This window comes from Streptomyces sp. OR43, from assembly GCF_008042275.1.
Lineage (GTDB): Bacteria > Actinomycetota > Actinomycetes > Streptomycetales > Streptomycetaceae > Streptomyces.
The window spans coordinates 1539940-1561504 of sequence record NZ_RDBK01000043.1 but is presented as its reverse complement, the minus strand read 5'-3'; the positions used below and the strand labels follow the sequence as shown (position 1 = coordinate 1561504).

Genomic DNA, 21565 nt, shown 5'->3' with positions numbered 1-21565 from the left:
GGCTCGCCGTGTCCTCGGTGATGCTGATCGCGGTCGTCGCGGCCGTGATCGGAACCGTCACCGCCATCGCGTTCCACACGTACATGTACGGCAAGCTGGACGGCCAGCTGCGCGACATCGGCATCCGGGCCGCCCGCATGCCGGGTACGCCCACGCCCGGCGGGCCCAAGGACCGGGATCCGCTCGGCTTCATCGGCATGGGCGGCGGCCAGCCCCTCAAGACGTTCGGCGCGCTCACCGTGGACGGCGAGGTCACCGACTCCGCGGTCGCCACGGGCGCCGGCTTCGACGCCACGGAGAACACCGAACCGCTGACCGGCGCGCAGCAAGCCGCGCTGGAAGCGGCCCACGTTCCCGCGAACGGCAAGGCGCACGATGTCGAGCTGCCCGGACTGGGCGGCTACCGGGTGCAGGCCGCGGCCCCCGCGAGCGACGGCACGACCGTCCTGGTCGGCATCCCGACCTCGGAGGTGAGCGGCGCCCTCAACACGCTGATCCTCGTCGAGGTCTGCGTCACCGGGGCCGGACTGATCGCCGCCGGAATCGCCGGTGCCGCCATGGTCGGGGTCGCCCTGCGGCCGCTGCGCCGGGTCGCCGCCACCGCGACGCGCGTCTCCGAACTCCCGCTGCACAGCGGCGAGGTCACCCTGTTCGAACGGGTCGCGGACGCCGAGGCCGATCCGCGCACCGAGGTCGGCCAGGTCGGCGCGGCCCTCAACCGGATGCTGGAGCACGTCGGTTCGGCCCTGGACGCGCGGCAGAAGAGCGAGATGCGGGTACGCCAGTTCGTCGCCGACGCCAGCCACGAGCTCCGCACGCCCCTCGCCTCGATCCGCGGATACGCCGAACTCACCCGGCGCGGACGGGAGAACACCGGTCCCGACACCCGGCACGCACTCGGGCGGATCGAGTCCGAGGCCCAGCGCATGACGGGCATGGTGGAGGATCTGCTGCTGCTCGCCCGGCTGGACGCGGGCCGCCCGCTCTCGTACGAGAGCACCGATCTCTCTCCGCTCGTCATAGACGCGGTGAGCGACGCGCGGGTCGCGGGCAGACCCGCCTCGCCGGACGGGCCGGGGCCCACGCACCACTGGCGGCTGGACCTCCCCGAGGTGCCCGCCGCCGTACGCGCCGACCCGACCCGGATCCAGCAGGTCCTGGTCAACCTGCTGGCCAACGCCCGTACGCACACCCCGCCCGGGACCACGGTCACGGCCCGGGTACTCGCAGAGACCGGGAACCCCTGGGTGACCCTGGAGGTCCGGGACAACGGGCCCGGCATTCCTCCTGATCTGCTGCCGCACGTCTTCGAGCGGTTCGCGCGCGGGGACGCCTCGCGGTCCCGGCACGCCGGTTCGACAGGGCTCGGGCTCGCCATCGTGCAGGCCGTGGTCGTCGCGCACGGCGGAGTCGTCGAGGTGCGTTCGGTGCCGGGGGACACGGTGTTCGCCGTCCATCTGCCGGCGGATCCCGGGCACCCGGGAGAAACGCACGGAAGCGGTCCGCCCACCTCACAGCAGGACCACAGGCTCAGCACACGGGTGTGACAGCGCGGTTGGCGAGTGTCGAAGTCATGCGAACCGACACTCCTTGGAGCACCTTGCCGGCCCGGGACCACCTCCTGGCCGGCGCGGGCGATGCGGCCGGTGCCCCCGTACTCGATGTGGTGGTACCCGTCTACAACGAGGAGAAGGACCTGGAGCCGTGCGTGCTGCGGCTCCACGACCATCTGGCACGTACCTTCCCCTACGCCTTCCGGATCACCGTCGCGGACAACGCGAGCACCGACCGGACGCCCGAGGTGGCGCAGCGGCTGGCCCGCACGCTGCCGGGGGTGCGTGCCTACCGGCTGGAGGAGAAGGGCCGGGGACGGGCGCTGCGTACCGTCTGGTCGCACTCGGACGCACCGGTCCTCGCCTACATGGACGTGGATCTGTCCACCGACCTCAACGCGCTGCTCCCGCTGGTCGCCCCGCTGATCTCCGGGCATTCGGACCTGGCCATCGGCTCGCGGCTCGCCCGCAGTTCGCGAGTGGTCCGGGGGACGAAGCGGGAGTTCATCTCGCGGGCCTACAACATCATTCTGCGGTCCTCGCTGGCCGCCCGGTTCAGCGACGCCCAGTGCGGGTTCAAGGCGATCCGGCGCGAGGTCGCGCAGCGGCTGCTGCCGATGGTCGAGGACACCGGCTGGTTCTTCGACACCGAGATGCTGGTGCTGGCCGAGCGGGCCGGGCTGCGCATCCACGAGGTGCCGGTCGACTGGGTGGACGACCCGGACTCGACGGTCCACATCGTGCGGACCGCCACCGAGGACCTGAAAGGCGTGTGGCGGGTGGGGCGTGCGCTGGCCGTCGGCGCGCTGCCGCTGGACCGGCTGGCGCGGCCCTTCGGCGACGATCCGCGCGACCGCGGGATCGGCGGGGTGCCGCGCGGACTGGCCCGGCAGCTGGTCGGGTTCTGCGCCGTGGGAGCCCTCTCGACGCTCGTCTACCTGCTCCTGTACTCGCTCTTCCGGCAGGGCGTCGGCCCGCAGATCGCGAACGGCGGCGCGCTGCTGGTGTCGGCCGTCGCCAACACCGCGGCGAACCGGAGGCTCACCTTCGGCGTACGCGGCCGGGGCGGAGCCGTCCGCCACCAGGCGCAGGGCCTGGTGGTGTTCGCCATCGGTCTGGTGCTGACCAGCGGTTCGCTCGCGGCGCTGGGCGCCGCCTCCGGCTCGCCCTCGCACGGCACCGAACTCGCCGTGCTGATCGCGGCCAACCTCGCGGCGACGGTGCTGCGGTTCCTGCTCTTCCGCGCCTGGGTCTTCCCGGACCGCGACCGGAGCGGTGACGGGCCCCGCCCGGCCGCAGTACCCGCGGACGTCCCGGCGTCCCGCCCGGCCGCGGTCCCGGCCGACGACACCCACCACGAACTGAGGAACGTCCGATGACCACGCTCGACCATCTCCCGGCGCCGCCCCAGGGCGCGGCGGGCCACGCACCGACCGGCCCCTCGCTGCCGCACCGCGTGTGGCGCGGCCGGTCCGAGGACCCCCGCTGGGCGCGCCCGGCCTTCCTGTCCATGCTGCTGGTCATCACGGTGGCCTACCTGTGGAACCTCAGCTCCTCCGGCTACGCCAACTCCTTCTACTCCGCGGCCGTACAGGCCGGCAGCCAGAGCTGGAAGGCCTTCTTCTTCGGTTCGCTGGACTCGGCCAACGCCATCACCGTCGACAAGCCCCCGGCCACGCTCTGGCCCATGGCGCTGTCGGTGCGGATCTTCGGCCTGCACTCCTGGGCGATCCTGGCCCCGCAGGTGCTGATGGCCGCGGCGACGGCCGGGGTGCTCTACGCCTCCGTACGCCGCCGGTTCAGCGCGGCGGCCGGGCTGATCACCATGGCGGTGTTCGCGCTCACGCCCGTCGCCGCGCTGATGTTCCGCTTCAACAACCCGGACGCGCTGCTCGCGCTGCTGATGACCGTCACCGTCTACTGCGTGCTGCGCGCGATGGAGGACGGCCGCACCAAGTGGCTCGTCTGGGCGGGCGGCGCGGTCGGTCTGGCGTTCCTGTCCAAGACCCTCCAGGCGTTCCTGATCCTCCCGCCGCTGGCGGTGCTGTACGCGGTGTCCGCTCCGGTCTCCGTACCCAAGAGGTTCGGTCAGCTGGGCCTCTCGGCGCTGGCGATGACCGTCGCGGGCGGCTGGTGGGTCGCGATCGTCGAACTGTGGCCCGCCTCCTCGCGCCCGTACATCGGCGGCTCGCAGAACAACTCCTTCCTGGAGCTGACCTTCGGCTACAACGGCCTCGGCCGGATCAACGGCGAGGAGACCGGCAGCGTCGGCGGGGGCGGTGGCGGCGCGGGTGGTGGCGGCCAGTGGGGCGAGACCGGCATCGGCCGGATGTTCAACTCCGAGATCGGCAGCCAGATCGCCTGGCTGCTGCCCGCAGCCCTCATTCTCCTGGTCGCCGGTGTCTGGCTGACCTGGCGGGCGAAGAGGACCGACACGGCCCGGGCGGCGTTCCTCGCCTGGGGCAGCTCGCTGCTGATGACCGCGGCCGTGTTCAGCTTCATGGCCGGCATCTTCCACCAGTACTACACGGTGGCCCTGGCCCCCTACCTCGCGGCGCTGATCGGCATGGGCGCCACGGTCCTGTGGGAGGAGCGGTCCCGCTGGTGGGCGGGCGCCGCGCTCGCGGTCACCGTGGGCGTGACGGCGTACTGGTCGTACGTGCTGCTGGGGCGCACCCCGGACTACCAGCCGTGGCTGCGGCCCACGGTGCTCGTCGCCGGGGCCGTCGGCGCGCTGGGGCTCCTGCTCGTGTCCCGGCTGGGGCGCCAACTGGCGCTCGCTGCCGTGGGTCTGGGCTTCGTCGCGTCACTGGCCGGGCCGGCCGCGTACACCGTGAGCACGCTGAACACCGGACACCAGGGCTCCATCGTCACGGCGGGCCCGTCCTCCGGCGGGATGGGCGGCGGCCCCGGCGGCGGCGGTGGCCGTGGTCCCGGTGGCGGCGGTGGGATGCGGCCCCCCGGGCAGGGCACCCAGCAGGGCGGCACCCAGGGCACCCAGCAGGGCGGCGGCATGGGGCAGCCCCCGACCGGCACCCCGCCCGGCCAGGGCCAGGGTCGGATGCAGGGCGGCCCCGGCACCGCGCGGAACGGTCAGCAGCCCGGGGCCATGCCCGGCATGGGCGAAGGCACCCGGGGCGGTGGCGGCGGCATGGGCGGGCTGCTCAACGGCGCGACCGTCGACGCCGCGGCGAAGAAGCTCCTGATGGCGGACGCTGACGACTTCACCTGGGCCGCCGCGGCCATCGGCTCGCAGAACGCCGCCAGTTACCAGCTCGCCACCGGCGATCCCGTGATGGCGATCGGCGGCTTCAACGGGAGCGACCCGTCCCCGACGCTCTCCCAGTTCAAGAAGTACGTCGAGGACGGCCGGATCCACTACTTCATCTCCAGCGGCACGGGCGGCGGTGGCGGCATGGGCGGCAGCAGCGGCACCTCGTCACAGATCTCCACCTGGGTCGAGAAGAGCTTCAAGAAGGTCACCGCCGGCAGCGCGACCTTCTACGACCTGACGCAGCCCGCGAGCGGCTGAGGGCCGCCGCCCGGGAAGGTCAGCGCCGCAGCAACAGGTCGGCGACAACGGGGCGGTGGTCCGAGGCGAGTGTCTCGGCCACCGCCGCGTCGCGTACCCGGACGGTGTCCTTGGAGACCGCCACGTAGTCGATGCGCTGCACCGGATCCAGCGCCGGGTACGTGGGACCGCCCGGCTCGACGTCGTCGAGCGTCTCCCACAGGGGCGCCAGCTCGGGAGCCGCCGGGGCCGCGTTGAAGTCGCCGAGCAGGATCTGGTGCACCGGCCGCCGCTCCGACTCCTGGTCCTCGGCCATGATCCGGCGGGTGTCCGCCACCTGGGCGATTCGGACGGACGGGTCGCCGCGGTAGTCGAGGTGCGTCGCGTACACGTGCACGGGGACGCCCTTCACCCGCACCACGACCTCGCCGAAGCCGGGCGCGAGCGCCGGGACCGGGTTCGGGTCCTGGGTGGAGAGCCGGGTGATGTCGTGGTTCTCGGCGCTCACGATCCGGTACCGGGACAGCACCGCGACGCCGAACTCGCGGCGGGGGTCGCCCGGAACCGCCGGGTCGAAGCTGTAGATCGGGGCGAAGGACACCCGCATGTCCAGGCGCTCGGCCAGCTCGGCCGCCAGGTCGCGTCCCTGACTGCGGTCGCCCCAGTGGACGTCGACCTCCTGGAGCCCGATCACATCCGCGTCCAGCGAGCGGAGCTCCGCCACCTGCCGGTCGAGATCGAAGACGTTGTCCATGCCGGACCCCGCATGGATGTTGTACGTGGCCACGCGCAGGGGCACCAGCTGCCCCCGGTCGTGCCCCGCGGCTGCCGCGGGAGGTGCGAGAACGGTCCCCAACAGGCCTGCGGTCAGCAGGACTTCCACCGTACGACGACGCAGTGACATGCCACTCCAGTCCTTGTCGGATCAGTGATCGGCACCGTATCGCGGGAAAGTCGGTTGTACGTGTCCCCTGCACGGCTATACGGTGTACAGCGCTTCCCTGTACACCGTATAAGACACCGCGGAAGACACCGCGGAAGCACCGCAGAAGATCCTGACCGAACGCCTGGGAGTCCGTATGACGGCGACCTCCGCCGAGTCGAACCGCCTCTCGGCGCCGAGCCATCCACAGCGCTGGCTGATCCTCGGCGTCATCTGTCTCGCCCAGCTCACCGTGCTGCTGGACAACACCGTCCTCAACGTCGCGATCCCCTCCCTCACCCGGGAGCTGGACGCCTCCACCGCCGACGTGCAGTGGATGATCAACGCCTACTCGCTCGTCCAGTCCGGGCTGCTGCTGACGGCGGGCAGCTCCGCCGACCGCTACGGCCGCAAGAAGATGCTGATCAGCGGACTCGCCCTGTTCGGTATCGGCTCACTGGTGGCCGGACTCGCGCAGTCGTCGGCGCAACTGATCGCCGCCCGGGCCGGCATGGGCATCGGCGGCGCGCTGCTGATGACCACCACCCTCGCCGTGGTCGTCCAGATCTTCGACGAGACCGAGCGCGTGAAGGCGATCGGCATCTGGTCGACCGTCAGCTCACTCGGCTTCGCCGTGGGTCCGCTGATCGGCGGGGTCATGCTCGACCACTTCTGGTGGGGCGCGATCTTCCTGATCAACATCCCGGTCGCGGTGATCGGCCTGGTCGCCGTGGCGCGGCTGGTCCCGGAGTCGAAGAACCCGAGCGGCGAGCGCCCCGACCTCCTCGGTGCCGTCCTCTCCACCATCGGCATGGCGGCGGTCGTGTACGCGATCATCTCCGGGCCCGGACACGGATGGACATCGGGCCAGGTGCTGCTGACCGCGTTCATCGGGGTCGCCGTCCTCACCGGGTTCGTGCTGTGGGAGCTGCACATCCCGTACCCGATGCTGGACATGCACTTCTTCCGCAACCAGAAGTTCATCGGCGCGGTCGCGGGCGCGATCCTGGTCGCGTTCGGGATGGGCGGCTCGCTCTTCCTGCTCACCCAGCAGCTCCAGTTCGTCCTCGGCTACGGGCCGCTGGAGGCCGGTCTGCGTACGGCCCCGCTGGCGCTGAGCGTCGTCGCGCTCAACCTCACCGGGCTCGGCGCACGGCTGGTGCCCAAGCTCGGGACGCCCGTCACCATCGCCTCCGGGATGGGGCTGCTCGCCGCCGGACTGGGCGCGATCGCGCTGCTGGGCGGGGACGGTTACGGGGGGACGCTGCTCGGACTGCTCGTGATGGGTGCGGGCATCGCGCTCGCCATGCCCGCCATGGCCAACGCGATCATGAGCGCCATCCCGCCCGAGAAGGCCGGTGTCGGCGCCGGGGTCAACGGCACGCTCGCCGAATGCGGCAACGGCCTCGGGGTCGCGGTGCTCGGCGCGGTCCTGAACTCCCGGTTCGCGGCGCTCGTCCCGTCGGCCGTCGGCGCGGCCTCGCTGCCCGCCGCCCTGGCCGCCGCGAGCGGTGACGCGGAGCGGCAGCGGATCACCGACGCGTTCTCCTCGGGCCTGGAGACCAGCATGCTGGTCGGGGCGGTGGCGGTGCTGGCCGGCGGGTTGCTGGCCGCGGTACTGCTGCGCCGTGCGGAGCGGGGAGAATCGGACCGGGCCGACCCGGCCGGGGCCGCGGCGGCGGCATAGCATCGGACGGGGGCCTACCGGACCGTACTGCTCCGTTTTCCGGGGCAGACGGTACGCGTCCGGTGTGCCCCGCCGGCGAGACGAGGGAGTGCGCCATGGTGTCCGCGGCCGACCGTGCGAAGGACCCTGCCCGGACCAGCGTGTGGCTGAACCACCGGCCACCGTCGCGCGCCCGGAGGTCCGACCAGCCGGCCGGGCTCGACCGCGACCGGATCACCGCGGCGACGGTCCGGCTGCTGGACGCCGAGGGCCTCGCGAAGTTCTCCATGCGCCGGCTCGCCGCCGAGCTGAACGTCACGGCGATGTCCCTCTACTGGTACGTCGACACCAAGGACGACCTCCTGGAACTGGCCCTCGACACCTCCTGGAACTGGCCCTCGACTCGGTCTACAGCGAGATCGACCCGCCGCAGGAGGACGCACCGTGGGAGACCCGGCTGCGCGCGCTGGCGACGTCCTACCGGACCCTGCTGGTCCGCCACGCCTGGGTCTCCCCGCTCGTCGGGAAGTTCCTCAACGTGGGCCCGCACGCGATGCTCATGTCGTACGCCATCCAGGACGTGATCCGCGCGACCGGTCTGCCCCTGGGCCGGCAGACCGGCGCGCTCTCCGCGGTCTTCCAGTTCGTGTACGGATTCGCCACCGTCGAGGGCCAGTTCGCCCAGCGCAGTGCCGAGGCCGGGCTCAGCCAGGACGCGTACTTCCAGAAGGCCATGACGGCCATCCAGGGCCAGCCGCACCTGGGCCCGATCGTGGAGAACTCGCAGGACCTCATCGCGGCCCGGGGCGCCGACACCGTGCACGAGATGCACGAGCGCGACTTCGCGTTCGCGCTCGACCTGCTGATCGCGGGCATCGTCGCGATGAGGGAGCGGGAGCCGTCGCTGTCCCCGTCCCCGGACGCGGAGTCGGAGTCGGAGGGCGAAGAGGTGGCCCGGGGCACCTGGCCCCGTCAGTAGCCGCGGGCCGTGTCCACGGCGAGTGCGGGGATCCGTCCCGCCGTCAGTTCCCGCAGGCAGGCGGTGAAGTCCGTGACGATGTCGTCGTCCGCCGTGATGCCCGCGGAGTGCGAGGTGATCACCGTACGGGGCAGCCGCCAGCAGGCGTCGCCGGGTGCGGCCGGCTCGTCGGGCAGCACGTCCAGTACCGCGCGCCCCACCGAACCCGCGTGCAGCGCCGCCTCCAGCGCCGCCAGGTCCACCGTCGCGCCCCGCCCCACGTTGAGGAACGTGGCCCCGCCCATGGCCGCGAGGCGGGCCGCCCCGAAGTACCCGGCCGTCGCGTCCGTCAGCGGCAGCGCGGCCACCACCCAGCGGGCGTCCACCGGTTCGTCCGCCACGGCCACCGCGTCGAAGCCCGGCGGTACGGGGCGCGGGGTGCGGACGGCGCCCACGGTCCGGATGCCGCACGACCGCAGCAGCCCGGCGACGGCCGAGCCGATCCGTCCGGTGCCGTGCACCACGGCCGTCTGTCCGGCCGCGAGCTCCGACGGGATGCGGCGCCACTCGCCCCGGGCGTGCTGCGCGGCGAACTCCGGGACCGACTGGCATTCCGCCAGCACCCAGCCGAGCACGTACTGCGCGATCCGCTCACCCATGCGGCCCACCGTCCGGGTGAGCAGCGCCCCGTCCGGCCATGGCCCGGCGCCCAGCAGGGCGTCCGTGCCGGCGTTCACGCTGTGGAACCAGAGCAGACCGTCGCCGCGCAGCGCGTCGGGCAGCGCGGCCCCCACGTACACATAGGGCCCGCCACCGGCCGGGCCGTCGCGCTCGACCGTGCGCCCGGTGGTCCGCTCCAGCGCCTCGGCCACGACATCGCCCACTTCGGGACCGGCCAGCAGCCGGGCCCGGGCGAGCAGTGCGGGCGGCGGAAGCGTCACCGCGGTCAGCCGCCCGTGGCCAGGTGCGCCGGGAAGCCGCCGGTGGCGACGGGGCTCCACCGCTCGGGGGTGATCCTGATGATCGACTTGCCCTGCTTCACCATCGCCGCCCGGTACTCGTCCCAGTCGGGATGCTCCCCCGAGATGTTCCGGAAGTACTCGACGAGGGGCTCGACCGAGTCGGGTGAGTCGATCACCTCGGCCGAACCGTCGATCTGCACCCAGGGCCCGTTCCACTCGTCCGACAGGACGATCACGCTCACGCGCTCGTCCCGCTTCGCGTTGCGGGTCTTGGCCCGTTCGGGGTACGTCGAGACGACGATCCGGCCGGCGTCGTCGACGCCGCAGGTGAGCGGGGAGCCCTGGGGGCGGCCGTCGGACCGGGTGGTCAGCAGGATCGCCCGGTGCCGGGGCCGTACGAACTCCAGCAAGTCGTCGAGTCCCACGGCGGTGTTGGTCGCGATGTTCGATGCCATGGAACCGACCCTACGACTGCCGGGATCAGACGGCGGGCAGGGAGTCGCCCTGCACCGCCTGGATGTCGAGCTCGATCCGCAGCGTGGTGCCGATCGCCGAGATGCCCGCCTGGAGGACCTGGTTGTAGTTCATGGCGAAGTCCTCGCGGCGCAGCTCCGCCGTGGCGCTGAACGCCGCGCGGACGCCGCCCCACGGGTCCGGGCCGGTGCCGAGGTAGCTCAGGTCCAGGTCGACCGGGCGGTCCACGCCGTGCAACGACAGTTCGCCGTGCACCGTCCAGCGGTCGGGTCCTGCCGGAGTCAGGCCGGTGGAGCGGTAGGTGATCTCCGGGAAGCGCTCGGTGTCCAGGAAGTCGGGCGAGCGCAGGTGCTTGTCCCGCATGCCGTTGCCGGTGTCGATGCTGGCCGCGTTGATGACGGCGTCCACGCGCGACCGCTGGACGTCCTCGGCGATCTCGATCCGGCCGCCGAAGTCGGTGAACCGGCCGTGCACGCTGGAGATCCCCAGGTGCTGCGCGACCGCGCCCACCGAGGAGTGCGCCGGATCCAGCGACCAGGCGCCCGGCGGCGGCAGCTCCACGCCGCCCTGGCGGGCCAGCACCACCGTGCCGGCCTCGACCCGGCCGCTCGCCGTGACGAGGGCGGTGGAGGCGGCGGGGGCGTAGCCGACCGCCGTCACGATCACGGTGTACGCGCCGGCGGACAGCGGTGTGTCGGTCCACACCGACCCGTCCTCGTCGGCGGCGGCGCGCAGCACCTGCGTCCCGGTCATGTCGGTGACCGTCACGACCGCGTGCTGGACGGCCCAGCCGTCCCGCGTGCGTACCTGTGCGCGAAGTCCCATCCCGTTTTCTCTCCTTGCTCCATGCCCCGCCCCTTCGAGGAACAGGTCACTCAATGAGTCGGGCCCCGGGGCGGGGACGGCAGGCCGTCCCCTGCCTGCCGTCCCCACCGCCGGGGCCCATTTCCGCCGGCCTGGACAGACTCTCCGCTCGAAGTGCCGTCCCGCCAGGGGTCTTACGTATCCGGGAGAATTCCCCGGACCGGTTACTCGCCCGGGTGGGCGAGCTCGATGTCGTGGCCGTCGACCCCGTGACCGGCCACGGTCAGGGAACCGGCCACCGGCGGGTAACCGGTCGCGATGACCGAGTACTCGCCCGCGTCCAGGTCGGCGAAGGCGTAGGCCCCGTCCTCCCCGGTCGTCGAGGTGGCGATCACGTTGCCGGCCGCGTCGACCAGCGTGACGCGGGCGTCGGGCAGCGGCCGCCGGCCGGAACCGGCCCGCACCACGCCCTGGACCAGCGCACCGGACTGCAGTGCGGCGTCGACCCGGGTGACACCCTGGCCGCCGATCTCCACCGGCAGCGCCAGCGGACGGAAGCCGGCCGCGTTGACCGCGACGGTCACCGCACCGGGGACCAGCTCACCGAAGGTGAACTCGCCCGCGTCACCGGACTTGCCGGTGGCCAGCACGTCGCCGCGCACATCGGTCACGATGACCATGGCGCCCTCGACCGGCATACCGCCTTCGGCGGCCCGTACGGAGCCGGCCAGGCCGCTCGTACCGGCGAGCAGGATGTCGTACGAGAGCGCCTCGTCGCCGACGACCACGGTCGACGCCTGCGGCTGGAAGCCGTCGGCCGACGCGATCAGGACGTACGAACCGGCGCCCGGGGCGTTCAGGGCGTAGGAGCCGTCGGCCTGCGCGACCGAGATGCCCAGCTGCCGGCCGCCCAGCGAGATCAGCGTGACGGCGGCCCGGTCGACGGGTACGCCCTCGGCACCGCGCACCACACCGCGGACCGCGGTGCCCTGCACGGTCGCCACCGGAGCGGCCTCGGGGGCGGCCTCCAGGGTGTCGACGGCGGTGACGCCGGCGGCTGCCTCGGAGACCTGGCCCGCCGTACCGGACGGGTCCTTGGCGAGCTCCACGGCCTCGGCCGGAGCCGGGGCGTCGTTGGCCGCGTTCGTCTTCAGCGCGACCTCCTTGATGAAGATCGTGATGATGAAGGCGACCAGCGCGGCCGGAGCGGCGTACAGGAAGACGTCACCGACGCCGTGCCCGTAGGCGGCCTCCACGACCGTGCGGAACGGCGCGGGCAGCGTGTCCAGGTCGGGGATGCCCCCGCCGCCGGTACCGCCGTGGCCCATGGCCGCGCCCTCGGGACCGAGGTCCGTCAGGCCGTCCTTGACGTAGTGCGTGACCCGGTTCGCCATGACGGCGCCCAGTGCCGAGACACCGATGGCGCCACCGAGCGAACGGAAGAACGTGACGACGGAGCTCGCGGAGCCGAGGTCCTTGGGCTCGACCTGGTTCTGCGTGGCGAGGACCAGGTTCTGCATCATCATGCCGACGCCGAGACCCATGAGGAACATGTAGATCGCGATGTGCCAGTAGGCGGTGTCGTACCGGATGGTGCCGAGCAGGCCGAGGCCCGCCGTGATCAGGAAGCCACCGGTGACCAGCCAGGCCTTCCAGCGGCCCGTCTTGGTGATGACCTGGCCCGAGACGGTCGAGGAGAGGAAGAGCCCGGTGATCATCGGGATCGTCATCACACCGGACATCGTCGGCGACTTGCCGCGCGCCAGCTGGAAGTACTGGCTGAAGAAGACGGTGCCCGCGAACATCGCGATACCGACGAACAGCGAGGCGAGCGAGGCCAGCGTGATCGTCCGGTTGCGGAACAGCCGCAGCGGGATGATCGGCTCGCTGGCACGGGACTCGGTGAAGACGAAGAGCAGCGCGAGGAGCACGGAGCCCGCGAGCATCACGCCGGTCTGCCAGGACATCCAGTCGTACTTGTCGCCCGCGAAGGTCACCCAGAGGAGCAGCAGCGAGACGGCGGCGCTGATGAAGAAGGCGCCGGTCCAGTCGACCTTGACCTCGCGCTTGACGACCGGGAGCTTCAGGGTCTTCTGGAGCACCACGAGGGCGATGGCCGCGAACGGCACGCCGACGTAGAAGCACCAGCGCCAGCCCATCCAGCTGGTGTCGGTGATGACACCGCCGAGCAGCGGACCGCCGACGGTGGCGACGGCGAAGACCGCGCCGAGGTAGCCGCTGTAGCGGCCGCGCTCGCGCGGGGCGATCATCGCGGCCATCACGATCTGGGCGAGCGCGGAGAGACCGCCGACGCCGATGCCCTGGACCACGCGGCAGACGATCAGCATGCCGCTGCTGGTCGACAGACCGGCGACGACCGAGCCGGCGACGTAGATGACGAGTGCTATCTGGACCAGCAGCTTCTTGCTGAACAGGTCAGCGAGCTTGCCCCACAGGGGGGTCGTCGCCGTCATGGCCAGCAGCGAGGCCGTGACGACCCAGGTGTAGGCGCTCTGGCCGCCGCCGAGGTCGGAGATGATCTCCGGCAGGGCGTTGGTGACGACGGTGGACGACAGAATCGCGACGAACATGCCGAGCAGCAGCCCGGTGAGCGCTTCCATGATCTGCCGGTGTGTCATCGGCACGCCGGCGGAGGGTTCGTTCCCTCCGTGCTTGGCGTGGCCGCCCCGCACACCGGTTGGTGTGGTCGTAGCCATTTGGATCCTTCTCTTTGCTTCTGTTACACGGGTGTACGGGTGTACGAGCCGTCGTGGCTGTCGGTGGGCCGGGAGCGGCAGTCGCCGCTGTGCTTTCCGGGGGCGCACCCGCCGGAGCTGCGACAGGAGAAGCTGTCGCGCAGCCGGGCCAGCAACGTGTTGAGCTGCCCGACCTCGTCGTCGGACCAATCCTGAAGGTTGTGGGCGAACATCTCGGTCGTCCGGCAGTTCAGATCCTCGAGCACACCCTCGCCCGCGGGGGTCAGCCGCAGGATGCGGGAACGCTTGTCCGCCGGGTCCGGGGAACGCTCGATCCAGCCGCGTTCCGCCACGTGGGCGACGTGTCGGCTGGTCACCGACATGTCGACGTCGAGGAACTCGGCCAGTCTGCTGATCCGCATCTCGCCGTGCCGGCTCAGCAGAGCCAGTACGGCCGCCGAGCCGGAGGGGCATTCGGCGGGGAGGATGCGGGCCAGGCCCCGTTTGACGGCGCCGACTGCGCTGAGCTGCCGGGCCAGTTCTTCGTACTGACTCCGCGCGGCCACGGGACCCCCAGACATTCACGTCATCTTGTTGCTTAGGGCAACCATAGAAGCCGTTGGTTGCTGCAGGCAAACGAAAAGGGGCTTGCAGAAGTAAAGGAAAACAAAAGGCTCCGTAGGGCGCGGGTCAAACGCCCAGCGTGTGCGGTGCGCGAGTGGCGGGTGTGTCCTGCGCCACTCCGGATGCGGCGGCGGGTGCGCTCCGGTGGTGACCTCCGTCGTCCTCGCGGCTTCGGATGCGGGCGGAGGGTCACCGCTCGCGCACCTATACGAGAACGCGGGCGCGGCGACACGGCGCGCTGGACAACTGGGCTCCCGCGTACGGAGGTTGACGGCCTCCCGAGGCCAGGGCCCCGGAACGGCGGGCGGCGGCCCGGGTGGCTGTGCCGCGCGGCCTTCACCGGTTCCCCGGTTATGGCCCCGCCCCTTCACCGCCCGGGGGTTGGGCGGTTCCGCCGAGTTCGCTAGGGTCCTGCGACATGGCACACAATCCCCACGCACCGCAGGGTCCCGAGGGCAACAGCGACCCGGCAGGCAACACCCAGATGTTCCGCGCCTTCGTCGACGAGGGCGAGCCGCAGCGCCGGCAGCAGCCCGCCGCCGTGTCCTCCGGCCCGAGGACCGGACTGATCGCCGCCGTCGTCGCGGTGGTCATCGTGCTCGGCGCGGTCGCCTGGCTCGCGCTCGGCTGACCGGCACTCCGGTCATCGCGTAGTCCCCCGTCACTTCCAGACGGCGGTCACGTCCCGGGTCTCGACATGCATGCCCAGGGGCACCCGCCAGGCGTCCACACAGACGGTGTACGTCATCTTCCGCGCCGCTCCCGCGCCGATGGGCACGGGCAGCGGCGCTGTCGATTCCCGGGTCGCCCAGTCGATCCCCAGCCCGCCGATGATGTGCGTGGCGAAGGTGACGGTGCCCGAACGCGCGGGCGAGCCGCCGGTGTTGCGGAACTCCACGGTCACCTTCTCGCACCACCGCTCGTCCGCCGCCGCGCGCACGGGGGCGCCGGCCTCGATGACGGCGGGCCCGGCGGGGGCCGTCGGGCCGGGTGCGGTCGGCGACGCGGGGCCGGCCGGGCCCGTGGTCCCCGCGGAGCCGTCCGCCGAGCCGGACCCGTTCGACGGAGCGCCGCTCGTAGCGGTGCCGCCCGGTCCTCCCGTGGCCCCTGCCGGGCTCCCGGACGCACCGGGACGCGCCGTGTCCGGGCCGGGGCCGCCCGCAGCGCCCGCGCCGTCCCCGGCGTCCGGGGCTCCGGGGGACTCCGGGGCTCCGGGGGATGACGAGGGCGAGGCGCCCGAGGACTCCCCGGCGCCGCTCCCGCCCGGTCTCCCGGCCCCGTCCAGCGGCACCAGCGTGACCTTGCCCGAGGGCGCGACCGCCCCCGAGGGAGCCTTCGCCGGGCCCGTCGCCGCCGCGCCGACCGCCGTGTAGCCGTCGCCGCCCGCCCGGTCTCCGCAGCCTGTCAGGGCACCGCCCAGACACAGCACGGCCGCCGAGGCGGCGATCACTGCGCCCCGGCGGCCGGACCTGCCACATGTCTGACGTCGCATCGCGACAGTGTGTCTGACGAGCCGTCAAATCGGAACCCTCGGGATCGGGGGTTCCCGGTCAGTCGGCGATGAGCCCCTCCCTGAGCTGGGCGAGGGTGCGGGTCAGCAGCCGCGAGACGTGCATCTGGGAGATGCCGACCTCCTCGCCGATCTGCGACTGGGTCATGTTGGCGAAGAAGCGCAGCATGATGATCTGGCGCTCACGCGGCGGGAGTTTGGCCAGCAGCGGCTTGAGCGACTCGCGGTACTCGACGCCCTCCAGCGCCGCGTCCTCGTAGCCCAGCCGGTCCGCCAGCGAACCCTCGCCGCCGTCGTCCTCGGGCGAGGGCGAGTCGAGCGAGGAGGCGGTGTAGGCGTTGCCGACGGCCAGGCCGTCGACGACGTCCTCCTCGGAGACCCCGAGCGCCTTGGCCAGCTCCGGAACGGTCGGCGAGCGGTCGAGCTTCTGGGCGAGCTCGTCGCTGGTCTTGGTGAGGGCGAGCCGCAGCTCCTGGAGCCGGCGCGGCACCCGCACCGACCAGGAGGTGTCGCGGAAGAAGCGCTTGATCTCGCCGACGACGGTGGGCATCGCGAACGTGGGGAACTCCACGCCGCGTTCGCAGTCGAACCGGTCGATCGCCTTGATCAGGCCGATCGTGCCGACCTGGACGATGTCCTCCATGGGTTCGTTGCGGCTGCGGAACCGTGCCGCGGCGTAACGCACCAGCGGCAGGTTGAGCTCGATGAGTGTGTCCCGCACATAGGCGCGCTCCGGGCTGTCCGTTCCATCGGGCCCCGGTGCGGGACCCAGCGCGGCGAGCCGCAGGAACAGGGAGCGGGACAGCGTGCGGGTGTCGATGGCTTCCGACGAGCTGGTGAGCACAACGGGTGCGGGTGCGCTCTTGGTGAGCGTGAGCACCTTCGAGCTGCCCTGTTCTGCGGACATGCCACCCCCTTGAGGTCGCGGACGGTCGCGGTGGCCGCGACCATCGGAGGAACGCAGCCTCCACCTGAATACCGGAGGGGAGGCAGCGGCAAACGCGGTTCCCGCAGAATGTCACATGTCGGCAACACGCTGTAGTGACTTGTCGACAAGTTCCGGGGGAGTCTGCCCAGTTAACAAGGGGTCTACGGCTTTTGGCCCGCGGGGAACGTCCCAGGACCGGTCTACCCGATCCGGTTACGCTTCGATCCTGTTTGCGGATCGCAGTCGGGCGAAACTTCGGGCGAGGAGTCTTGACACATGCATCTGTGAGACTCCGAGTTCCGCGCTGATCTGGGACTGCGTCAGGTTGCTGTAGTACCGCAGCAGGAGGATCCGCTGTTCGCGTTCGGGCAGTTGTACGAGCAGATGGCGGACCAGGTCGCGGTGCTCGACGCCGGCCAGGGCCGGGTCCTCGTAGCCGAGCCGGTCCAGCAGGCCCGGCAGCCCGTCACCCTCCTGGGCGGCTTCGAGCGAGGTCGCGTGGTACGAGCGGCCCGCCTCGATGCAGGCCAGCACCTCGTCCTCGGAGATCTTCAGCCGTGCGGCGATCTCCGCGGTGGTGGGGGAGCGGCCGTGAGCGGTCGTCAGGTCCTCGGTGGCCCCGGTGACCTGGACCCAGAGTTCGTGCAGCCGGCGCGGTACGTGGACGGTCCGCACGTTGTCCCGGAAGTACCGCTTGATCTCGCCGACGACGGTGGGCATCGCGAAGGTGGGGAACTGGACCCCGCGTTCGGGATCGAACCGGTCGATGGCGTTGATCAGGCCGATCGTGCCGACCTGGACGACGTCGTCCATCGGCTCGTTGCGGCTGCGGAACCGTGCGGCGGCGTACCGCACGAGGGGCAGGTTCGCCTCGATCAGCGCCGCCCGCACCCGCCCGTGCTCCGCGGTGCCCGGCTCCAGCCCCTTGAGGCGGCCGAAGAGCACCTGGGTGAGCGCCCTGGTGTCGGCGCCCCGGGTCCTGGCGGGGGTGACGGTGTCGTCGGGCGTCTCGGTCTGGATCGTCTGAACTGCCTGAGCGGCCTGGTCCGCCTGGTCCGCCTGGGCGGCCGGGACTGGCTGGACTGCCTGAGCGGCCTGAGGCGGCTGGGCCGCCGAGGGCGTCTGCGCCGCCGGTGCCGGTGACACCGGTGTCGTCCGTGCGGCCTGGACCGCCTGGACGGTCTGGGGAGGCACTTGAGGCGCTGTACTGGCCGGCACGATGACGCCACCCCTCTGCGGTCAACTTCGGTCAACTCATCCTTCAAAAGCGGTCATAGCATCACAAGACATGTCCACTATGTGCAAGCACCCCATAGCGCCGTGTTGGCCTCGAATCGGTTTAAACACAAAGAAAAGCCCCTCACCGTCATGGTGAGGGGCTCGCAGGGCCGAAGCCGTCAGAACGGGTAGTCGGCGATCACCCAGGTGGCGAATTCGCGCCACTGTCCGGCGGCGGCCTGGTGGGCCGGATGCTCGATGTAGCTCTTCAGCGCGGCCTCGTCGGCGACCGCGGAGTTGATGGCGAAGTCGTAGGCGATCGGCCGGTCGGTGATGTTCCAGCCACACTCCCAGAACTCCAGCCCGGGCACCTTGGCCGCCAGTTCCCGGAAGGCCTGGGCGCCCGCGACGACCCGCGGCTCGTCCCGCTCGACGCCGTCGTTCAGCTTGAACAGGACCAGATGGCGGATCATGGGGGTACTCCTACTTCACGAGCTCGGACATGAAGTCGCCGACGCCCTGAGCGGCGTCCGAAACGCCCTCGAACCCTACCTGGACGAGATCCGCGGCCCGGGCGGGGGACGTGATGATCGTGTAGAGCACGAAGACGACTATCAAGTAGAGAGCGATCTTCTTTGCTTGCACCATCAGCCCCTGACTCCCCTTCGATCCCCTGCGCGGTCGGGCGAGTCTATCCGCACACATGGCCGTATCGGCCTGCTGTTTCCGATCGCTCATGCGGACTTCAGGGACCAAAGACCCGGCGATCGAGGCCCTTTGCCCGCCCACGCGGCTTCTGCGGAGGGGCAGGATGGTGAACGAGCCCAGCGGATCCGGCAGGAATCCGAGGGGCGAGGAACAGGACCTCTCTGTGGGGTTCTCACCGCGCTTCCCCCGATCGCGGTGAGGGCTGGCAGGTCCTGTTCTCATCGGGGGGAGCGGCTTGTCCCCCCGATGCCGCTTCCCCCGACCCAGCCTCGTAGCCGGCCCCGGGCCCGACCGCCGTCGGACCCGGGGCCACTGGCGTACCCGCGTCGCATGCGCAGCCGCAGCCGCAGCCGCAGCCGCAGTCGCCGTCGCCGTCGTACGCGCATCCGCTGGCGTACCCGCACCCGCACCACGGCGGGTGGAACCGGCCGGGCGGAACCGTTCAGGCGGAAAACTCGAAGGGCCCGACGCTGTGCGTCGGGCCCTTCACAAGAGCGGTAGCGGAGGGATTTGAACCCTCGGTGAGTTTCCCCACACTCGCTTTCGAGGCGAGCTCCTTCGGCCGCTCGGACACGCTACCGAGAGAGAGCTTAGACCATCTCGGCCGTCCGTCGAAATCCGATTCCCGGCAAGCCCGTGCCGGTGCGGGGGAGGCGGGTCAGCGGTCGCGGAAGAAGGCCGTCAGGACGGCCGCGCAGTCCGTCTCCAGGACGCCGTGGATCACCTCGGGGCGGTGGTTGAGCCGGCGGTCCCGTACGACGTCCCAGAGCGAACCGGCCGCTCCGGCCTTCTCGTCCCGGGCGCCGTAGACGACCCGGCCCACCCGGGACTGCACCAGGGCGCCCGCACACATCGTGCAGGGCTCCAGGGTGACGACGAGCGTGCATCCGGACAGCCGCCACTCGCCGAGCGCGGCGGCGGCCCGGCGCAGGGCGAGGACCTCGGCGTGCGCGGTCGGGTCACCGGTCGCCTCGCGTTCGTTGTGGCCCGTGGCGAGCAGGCCGCCGTCGGGGGCGAGGACGACGGCGCCGACCGGCACATCGCCGGCCGCCGCCGCCAGCCCGGCCTCGGCCAGGGCACGGCGCATGGGTGCCTGCCACGGGTCCCGCACGGGATCGTGCGGGAAGTGCTGCGCCTGGGACGGGTCGTGCGGGTGCGGTGCTTCGGTCACCCGCGGACCCTAACGGACGGTCTCCAGGACCTCGGCCGCTCCCAGCGCGTCCGCGATCTCGGAAAGGGCCTCCGTCCGCAGCATCAGCAGCTCCGCCTCGGGGAGCCCGAGGTCGGACAGCACCCCGGTGTCGCCGAGCGGACCCGCCGGTACGGCGTCGGGGTCCGGCCCGTCGTCGTCATCGTCGGTGGTGGAATTGTCGGGGGTTTCGGGTTCGCCGTCCTCCGTACCGTCGAGGCCGACGAGTTCTTCGAGGGCGGCAATCGAGTCCTCGGCCCCGGGTTCGCGGCCGAGCAGTTCATCCGTGAGCAGGATCTCCCCGTACGAGGAGCGGGCGGCGGCGGAGGCGTTGGAGACGTAGATACGCGGATCCTCCTCACCGTCCACGCGGACGACGCCGAACCAGGCGTCCTCCTGCTCGATGAAGACGAGCACCGTGTCCTCGTCCACCGAGGCCTCACGGGCCAGATCCGTCAGGTCGGACAGGGTCTCCACATCGTCGAGATCCGTGTCGCTCGCTTCCCACCCGTCTTCGGTGCGCGCGAGCAGTGCGGCGAAGTACACCGTGACTCTCCCACTGGTCTTGGAGGCTCTCGTTCGGATCAGGCCGGATCAGGGAGCGGGGTCCGATCCCAACGAATGCCCTGGGTGTGTCGGTCCGGCGGGAGACAGCCGGGGTCCGGCTGCCCTGCGTCCCGCCCATCGGAATCGTGGCAGAAACGAGGGCCTCGCGAGAGCAGTTCCGTCGTTGCGTCGGCCATCAGTTCTCTCCGGCGCCGCCACCCGGGGGTTCCTCCGGCGCACGGCCGGCTACCAGCGGAACGTCCGCATCCGCATGGCCTGGCGCATTCTGGCGGCCTTGACCCGGCGCGGCTGGACCCGGTCGCGGAGCGCCTTGGCCTCGTGAAGCTCGCGGAGGAACTGGGCGCGGCGCCTGCGGCGCTGCGCGTCCGTCTCCGGCGCGTCCTGCGGGTCCGGGCCTTCCCGCTCGCGCTCCGCCCCGTCCGGCATCGGCTCTTCACCCCCAGGCTGGGTCCGTATGCCCCCACCTTCCCCCCGAACGTGCGGTTGATGCCAGCGCACGGGTGCGGGAGGCGCGGCTACTCTGGGTGGCATGCGGATCCACGTCGTCGACCACCCGCTGGTCGCGCACAAACTCACCACCCTGCGCGACAAGCGCACCGACTCCCCGACCTTCCGGCGCCTCGCCGACGAGCTGGTCACCCTGCTCGCGTACGAGGCCACCCGCGATGTGCGCACCGAACAGGTCGACATCGAGACCCCGGTGACACCCACCACCGGAGTGAAGCTGTCGCACCCGCGGCCCCTGGTCGTACCGATCCTGCGGGCCGGCCTCGGCATGCTCGACGGCATGGTCCGGCTGCTGCCGACCGCCGAGGTGGGCTTCCTGGGCATGATCCGCGACGAGGAGACGCTCCAGGCGTCCACGTACGCGACGCGCATGCCGGAGGACCTCTCGGGACGCCAGGTGTACGTCCTGGACCCCATGCTCGCCACCGGCGGCACGCTGGTCGCGGCCATCCAGGAGCTGATCAAGCGCGGTGCGGACGATGTCACCGCGGTCGTGCTGCTCGCGGCGCCCGAGGGCGTCGAGGTGATGGAGCGCGAGCTGGCGGGGACACCGGTCACCGTGGTCACCGCCTCGGTCGACGAGCGGCTCAACGAGCACGGCTACATCGTGCCGGGCCTCGGTGACGCCGGGGACCGGATGTACGGCACCGCAGGCTAGGGCCGGGTCAGGCCGGGTCAGGCCGGATCAGATCAGGCCGGATCGGGGACCGGGGCCGGACGCGCGCGTGCCGGTTCCCGCGAACCCGGCATGATCCGACGAGAGGCCCC

The 21565-nt window shown here is 71.6% G+C and carries 20 protein-coding genes, 1 tRNA gene and 1 pseudogene; 7 read left to right on the top strand and 15 right to left on the bottom strand.

Translation table 11 applies throughout. The annotated features are described in order from the left end of the window. Positions 1 to 20 precede the first annotated feature (20 nt). The 3 genes from EAO72_RS25615 to EAO72_RS25605 are packed head-to-tail and all read left to right on the top strand — an operon-like array spanning position 21 to position 5085. Complete coding sequence (locus EAO72_RS25615; protein ID WP_148022036.1) at positions 21 to 1547, top strand: HAMP domain-containing sensor histidine kinase; 1527 nt, start codon at positions 21 to 23, stop codon at positions 1545 to 1547. Between the two features lie 26 nt (positions 1548 to 1573). Then, positions 1574 to 2932, top strand: coding sequence for a bifunctional glycosyltransferase family 2/GtrA family protein (locus EAO72_RS25610; RefSeq protein ID WP_261991636.1), 1359 nt, complete (start codon positions 1574 to 1576; stop codon positions 2930 to 2932). Next, the gene (locus tag EAO72_RS25605) at positions 2929 to 5085 is read left to right on the top strand and encodes a mannosyltransferase YkcB-related protein (protein WP_148019564.1); all 2157 of its coding nucleotides are present in this window, start codon (positions 2929 to 2931) and stop codon (positions 5083 to 5085) included. Before EAO72_RS25610 ends, EAO72_RS25605 begins: the two co-directional genes overlap by 4 nt. A gap of 19 nt (positions 5086 to 5104) precedes the next feature. On the opposite strand, the gene EAO72_RS25600 is transcribed toward EAO72_RS25605, so the two are convergent. After that, positions 5105 to 5968 carry an endonuclease/exonuclease/phosphatase family protein gene (locus EAO72_RS25600; protein WP_148019563.1) on the bottom strand — a complete coding sequence of 288 codons (864 nt, stop codon included), beginning with the start codon at positions 5966 to 5968 and terminating at the stop codon, positions 5105 to 5107. Positions 5969 to 6143: 175 nt separating this feature from the next. Here EAO72_RS25600 and EAO72_RS25595 point away from each other — a divergent pair, with 175 nt between their 5' ends. Together EAO72_RS25595 and EAO72_RS25590 are read left to right on the top strand one after the other, a co-directional pair. Beyond that, positions 6144 to 7673, top strand: coding sequence for an MFS transporter (locus EAO72_RS25595; RefSeq protein ID WP_148019562.1), 1530 nt, complete (start codon positions 6144 to 6146; stop codon positions 7671 to 7673). A gap of 95 nt (positions 7674 to 7768) precedes the next feature. After that, positions 7769 to 8631 (top strand): annotated as a pseudogene (locus EAO72_RS25590) (TetR/AcrR family transcriptional regulator). Here the strand turns inward: EAO72_RS25590 and EAO72_RS25585 are convergent. The 5 genes from EAO72_RS25585 to EAO72_RS25565 form a co-directional block, all read right to left on the bottom strand. Then, positions 8625 to 9551 carry an NAD(P)-dependent oxidoreductase gene (locus EAO72_RS25585; RefSeq protein ID WP_148019561.1) on the bottom strand — a complete coding sequence of 309 codons (927 nt, stop codon included), beginning with the start codon at positions 9549 to 9551 and terminating at the stop codon, positions 8625 to 8627. The pseudogene EAO72_RS25590 and the gene EAO72_RS25585 overlap by 7 nt on opposite strands. A gap of 5 nt (positions 9552 to 9556) precedes the next feature. Next, positions 9557 to 10027 (bottom strand): PPOX class F420-dependent oxidoreductase, encoded by a 471-nt coding sequence (locus EAO72_RS25580; RefSeq protein WP_148019560.1) that lies wholly within the window; start codon positions 10025 to 10027, stop codon positions 9557 to 9559. Positions 10028 to 10052: 25 nt separating this feature from the next. Further along, a complete protein-coding gene (locus EAO72_RS25575; protein WP_148019559.1) occupies positions 10053 to 10871 on the bottom strand; it encodes a YceI family protein in 819 nt (272 codons plus the stop codon). A gap of 203 nt (positions 10872 to 11074) precedes the next feature. After that, on the bottom strand, positions 11075 to 13489 hold the full coding sequence (locus EAO72_RS25570; RefSeq protein ID WP_459112832.1) for an MFS transporter: 2415 nt from the start codon (positions 13487 to 13489) through the stop codon (positions 11075 to 11077). A gap of 101 nt (positions 13490 to 13590) precedes the next feature. Then, positions 13591 to 14112, bottom strand: coding sequence for a MarR family winged helix-turn-helix transcriptional regulator (locus EAO72_RS25565; RefSeq protein ID WP_148022034.1), 522 nt, complete (start codon positions 14110 to 14112; stop codon positions 13591 to 13593). A 476-nt stretch (positions 14113 to 14588) separates the two neighbouring features. On the opposite strand from EAO72_RS25565, the gene EAO72_RS25560 reads away from it, so the two are divergent. Continuing rightward, positions 14589 to 14801, top strand: coding sequence for a hypothetical protein (locus tag EAO72_RS25560; RefSeq protein ID WP_148019557.1), 213 nt, complete (start codon positions 14589 to 14591; stop codon positions 14799 to 14801). A 30-nt stretch (positions 14802 to 14831) separates the two neighbouring features. Here EAO72_RS25560 and EAO72_RS25555 read toward each other — a convergent pair whose 3' ends face one another. The 9 genes from EAO72_RS25555 to EAO72_RS25520 all read right to left on the bottom strand — a co-directional run bounded on the left by EAO72_RS25555 (position 14832) and on the right by EAO72_RS25520 (position 20716). Continuing rightward, positions 14832 to 15662, bottom strand: coding sequence for a hypothetical protein (locus EAO72_RS25555; RefSeq protein ID WP_148019556.1), 831 nt, complete (start codon positions 15660 to 15662; stop codon positions 14832 to 14834). Positions 15663 to 15720: 58 nt separating this feature from the next. Further along, complete coding sequence (locus EAO72_RS25550) at positions 15721 to 16587, bottom strand: RNA polymerase sigma factor SigF (RefSeq protein ID WP_148019555.1); 867 nt, start codon at positions 16585 to 16587, stop codon at positions 15721 to 15723. A gap of 234 nt (positions 16588 to 16821) precedes the next feature. Next, a complete protein-coding gene (locus EAO72_RS25545; RefSeq protein ID WP_187285392.1) occupies positions 16822 to 17754 on the bottom strand; it encodes an RNA polymerase sigma factor SigF in 933 nt (310 codons plus the stop codon). Positions 17755 to 18005: 251 nt separating this feature from the next. After that, a complete protein-coding gene (locus EAO72_RS25540) occupies positions 18006 to 18299 on the bottom strand; it encodes a Dabb family protein (protein WP_148019554.1) in 294 nt (97 codons plus the stop codon). A 10-nt stretch (positions 18300 to 18309) separates the two neighbouring features. Continuing rightward, entirely contained in the window at positions 18310 to 18474 is a 165-nt protein-coding gene (locus tag EAO72_RS42175; RefSeq protein WP_187285206.1) for a hypothetical protein, read from the bottom strand. Positions 18475 to 19029: 555 nt separating this feature from the next. Continuing rightward, a tRNA-Ser gene (locus EAO72_RS25535) sits at positions 19030 to 19114 on the bottom strand. Positions 19115 to 19192: 78 nt separating this feature from the next. Next, the gene (gene tadA, locus EAO72_RS25530) at positions 19193 to 19705 is read right to left on the bottom strand and encodes a tRNA adenosine(34) deaminase TadA (protein WP_148019553.1); all 513 of its coding nucleotides are present in this window, start codon (positions 19703 to 19705) and stop codon (positions 19193 to 19195) included. A gap of 9 nt (positions 19706 to 19714) precedes the next feature. Next, positions 19715 to 20269 carry a tRNA adenosine deaminase-associated protein gene (locus tag EAO72_RS25525; protein ID WP_148019552.1) on the bottom strand — a complete coding sequence of 185 codons (555 nt, stop codon included), beginning with the start codon at positions 20267 to 20269 and terminating at the stop codon, positions 19715 to 19717. A 246-nt stretch (positions 20270 to 20515) separates the two neighbouring features. Further along, positions 20516 to 20716 carry a hypothetical protein gene (locus EAO72_RS25520; RefSeq protein ID WP_148019551.1) on the bottom strand — a complete coding sequence of 67 codons (201 nt, stop codon included), beginning with the start codon at positions 20714 to 20716 and terminating at the stop codon, positions 20516 to 20518. Positions 20717 to 20819: 103 nt separating this feature from the next. Here EAO72_RS25520 and upp point away from each other — a divergent pair, with 103 nt between their 5' ends. Next, positions 20820 to 21455, top strand: coding sequence for a uracil phosphoribosyltransferase (gene upp / locus EAO72_RS25515; RefSeq protein ID WP_148019550.1), 636 nt, complete (start codon positions 20820 to 20822; stop codon positions 21453 to 21455). Positions 21456 to 21565: the final 110 nt, after the last annotated feature.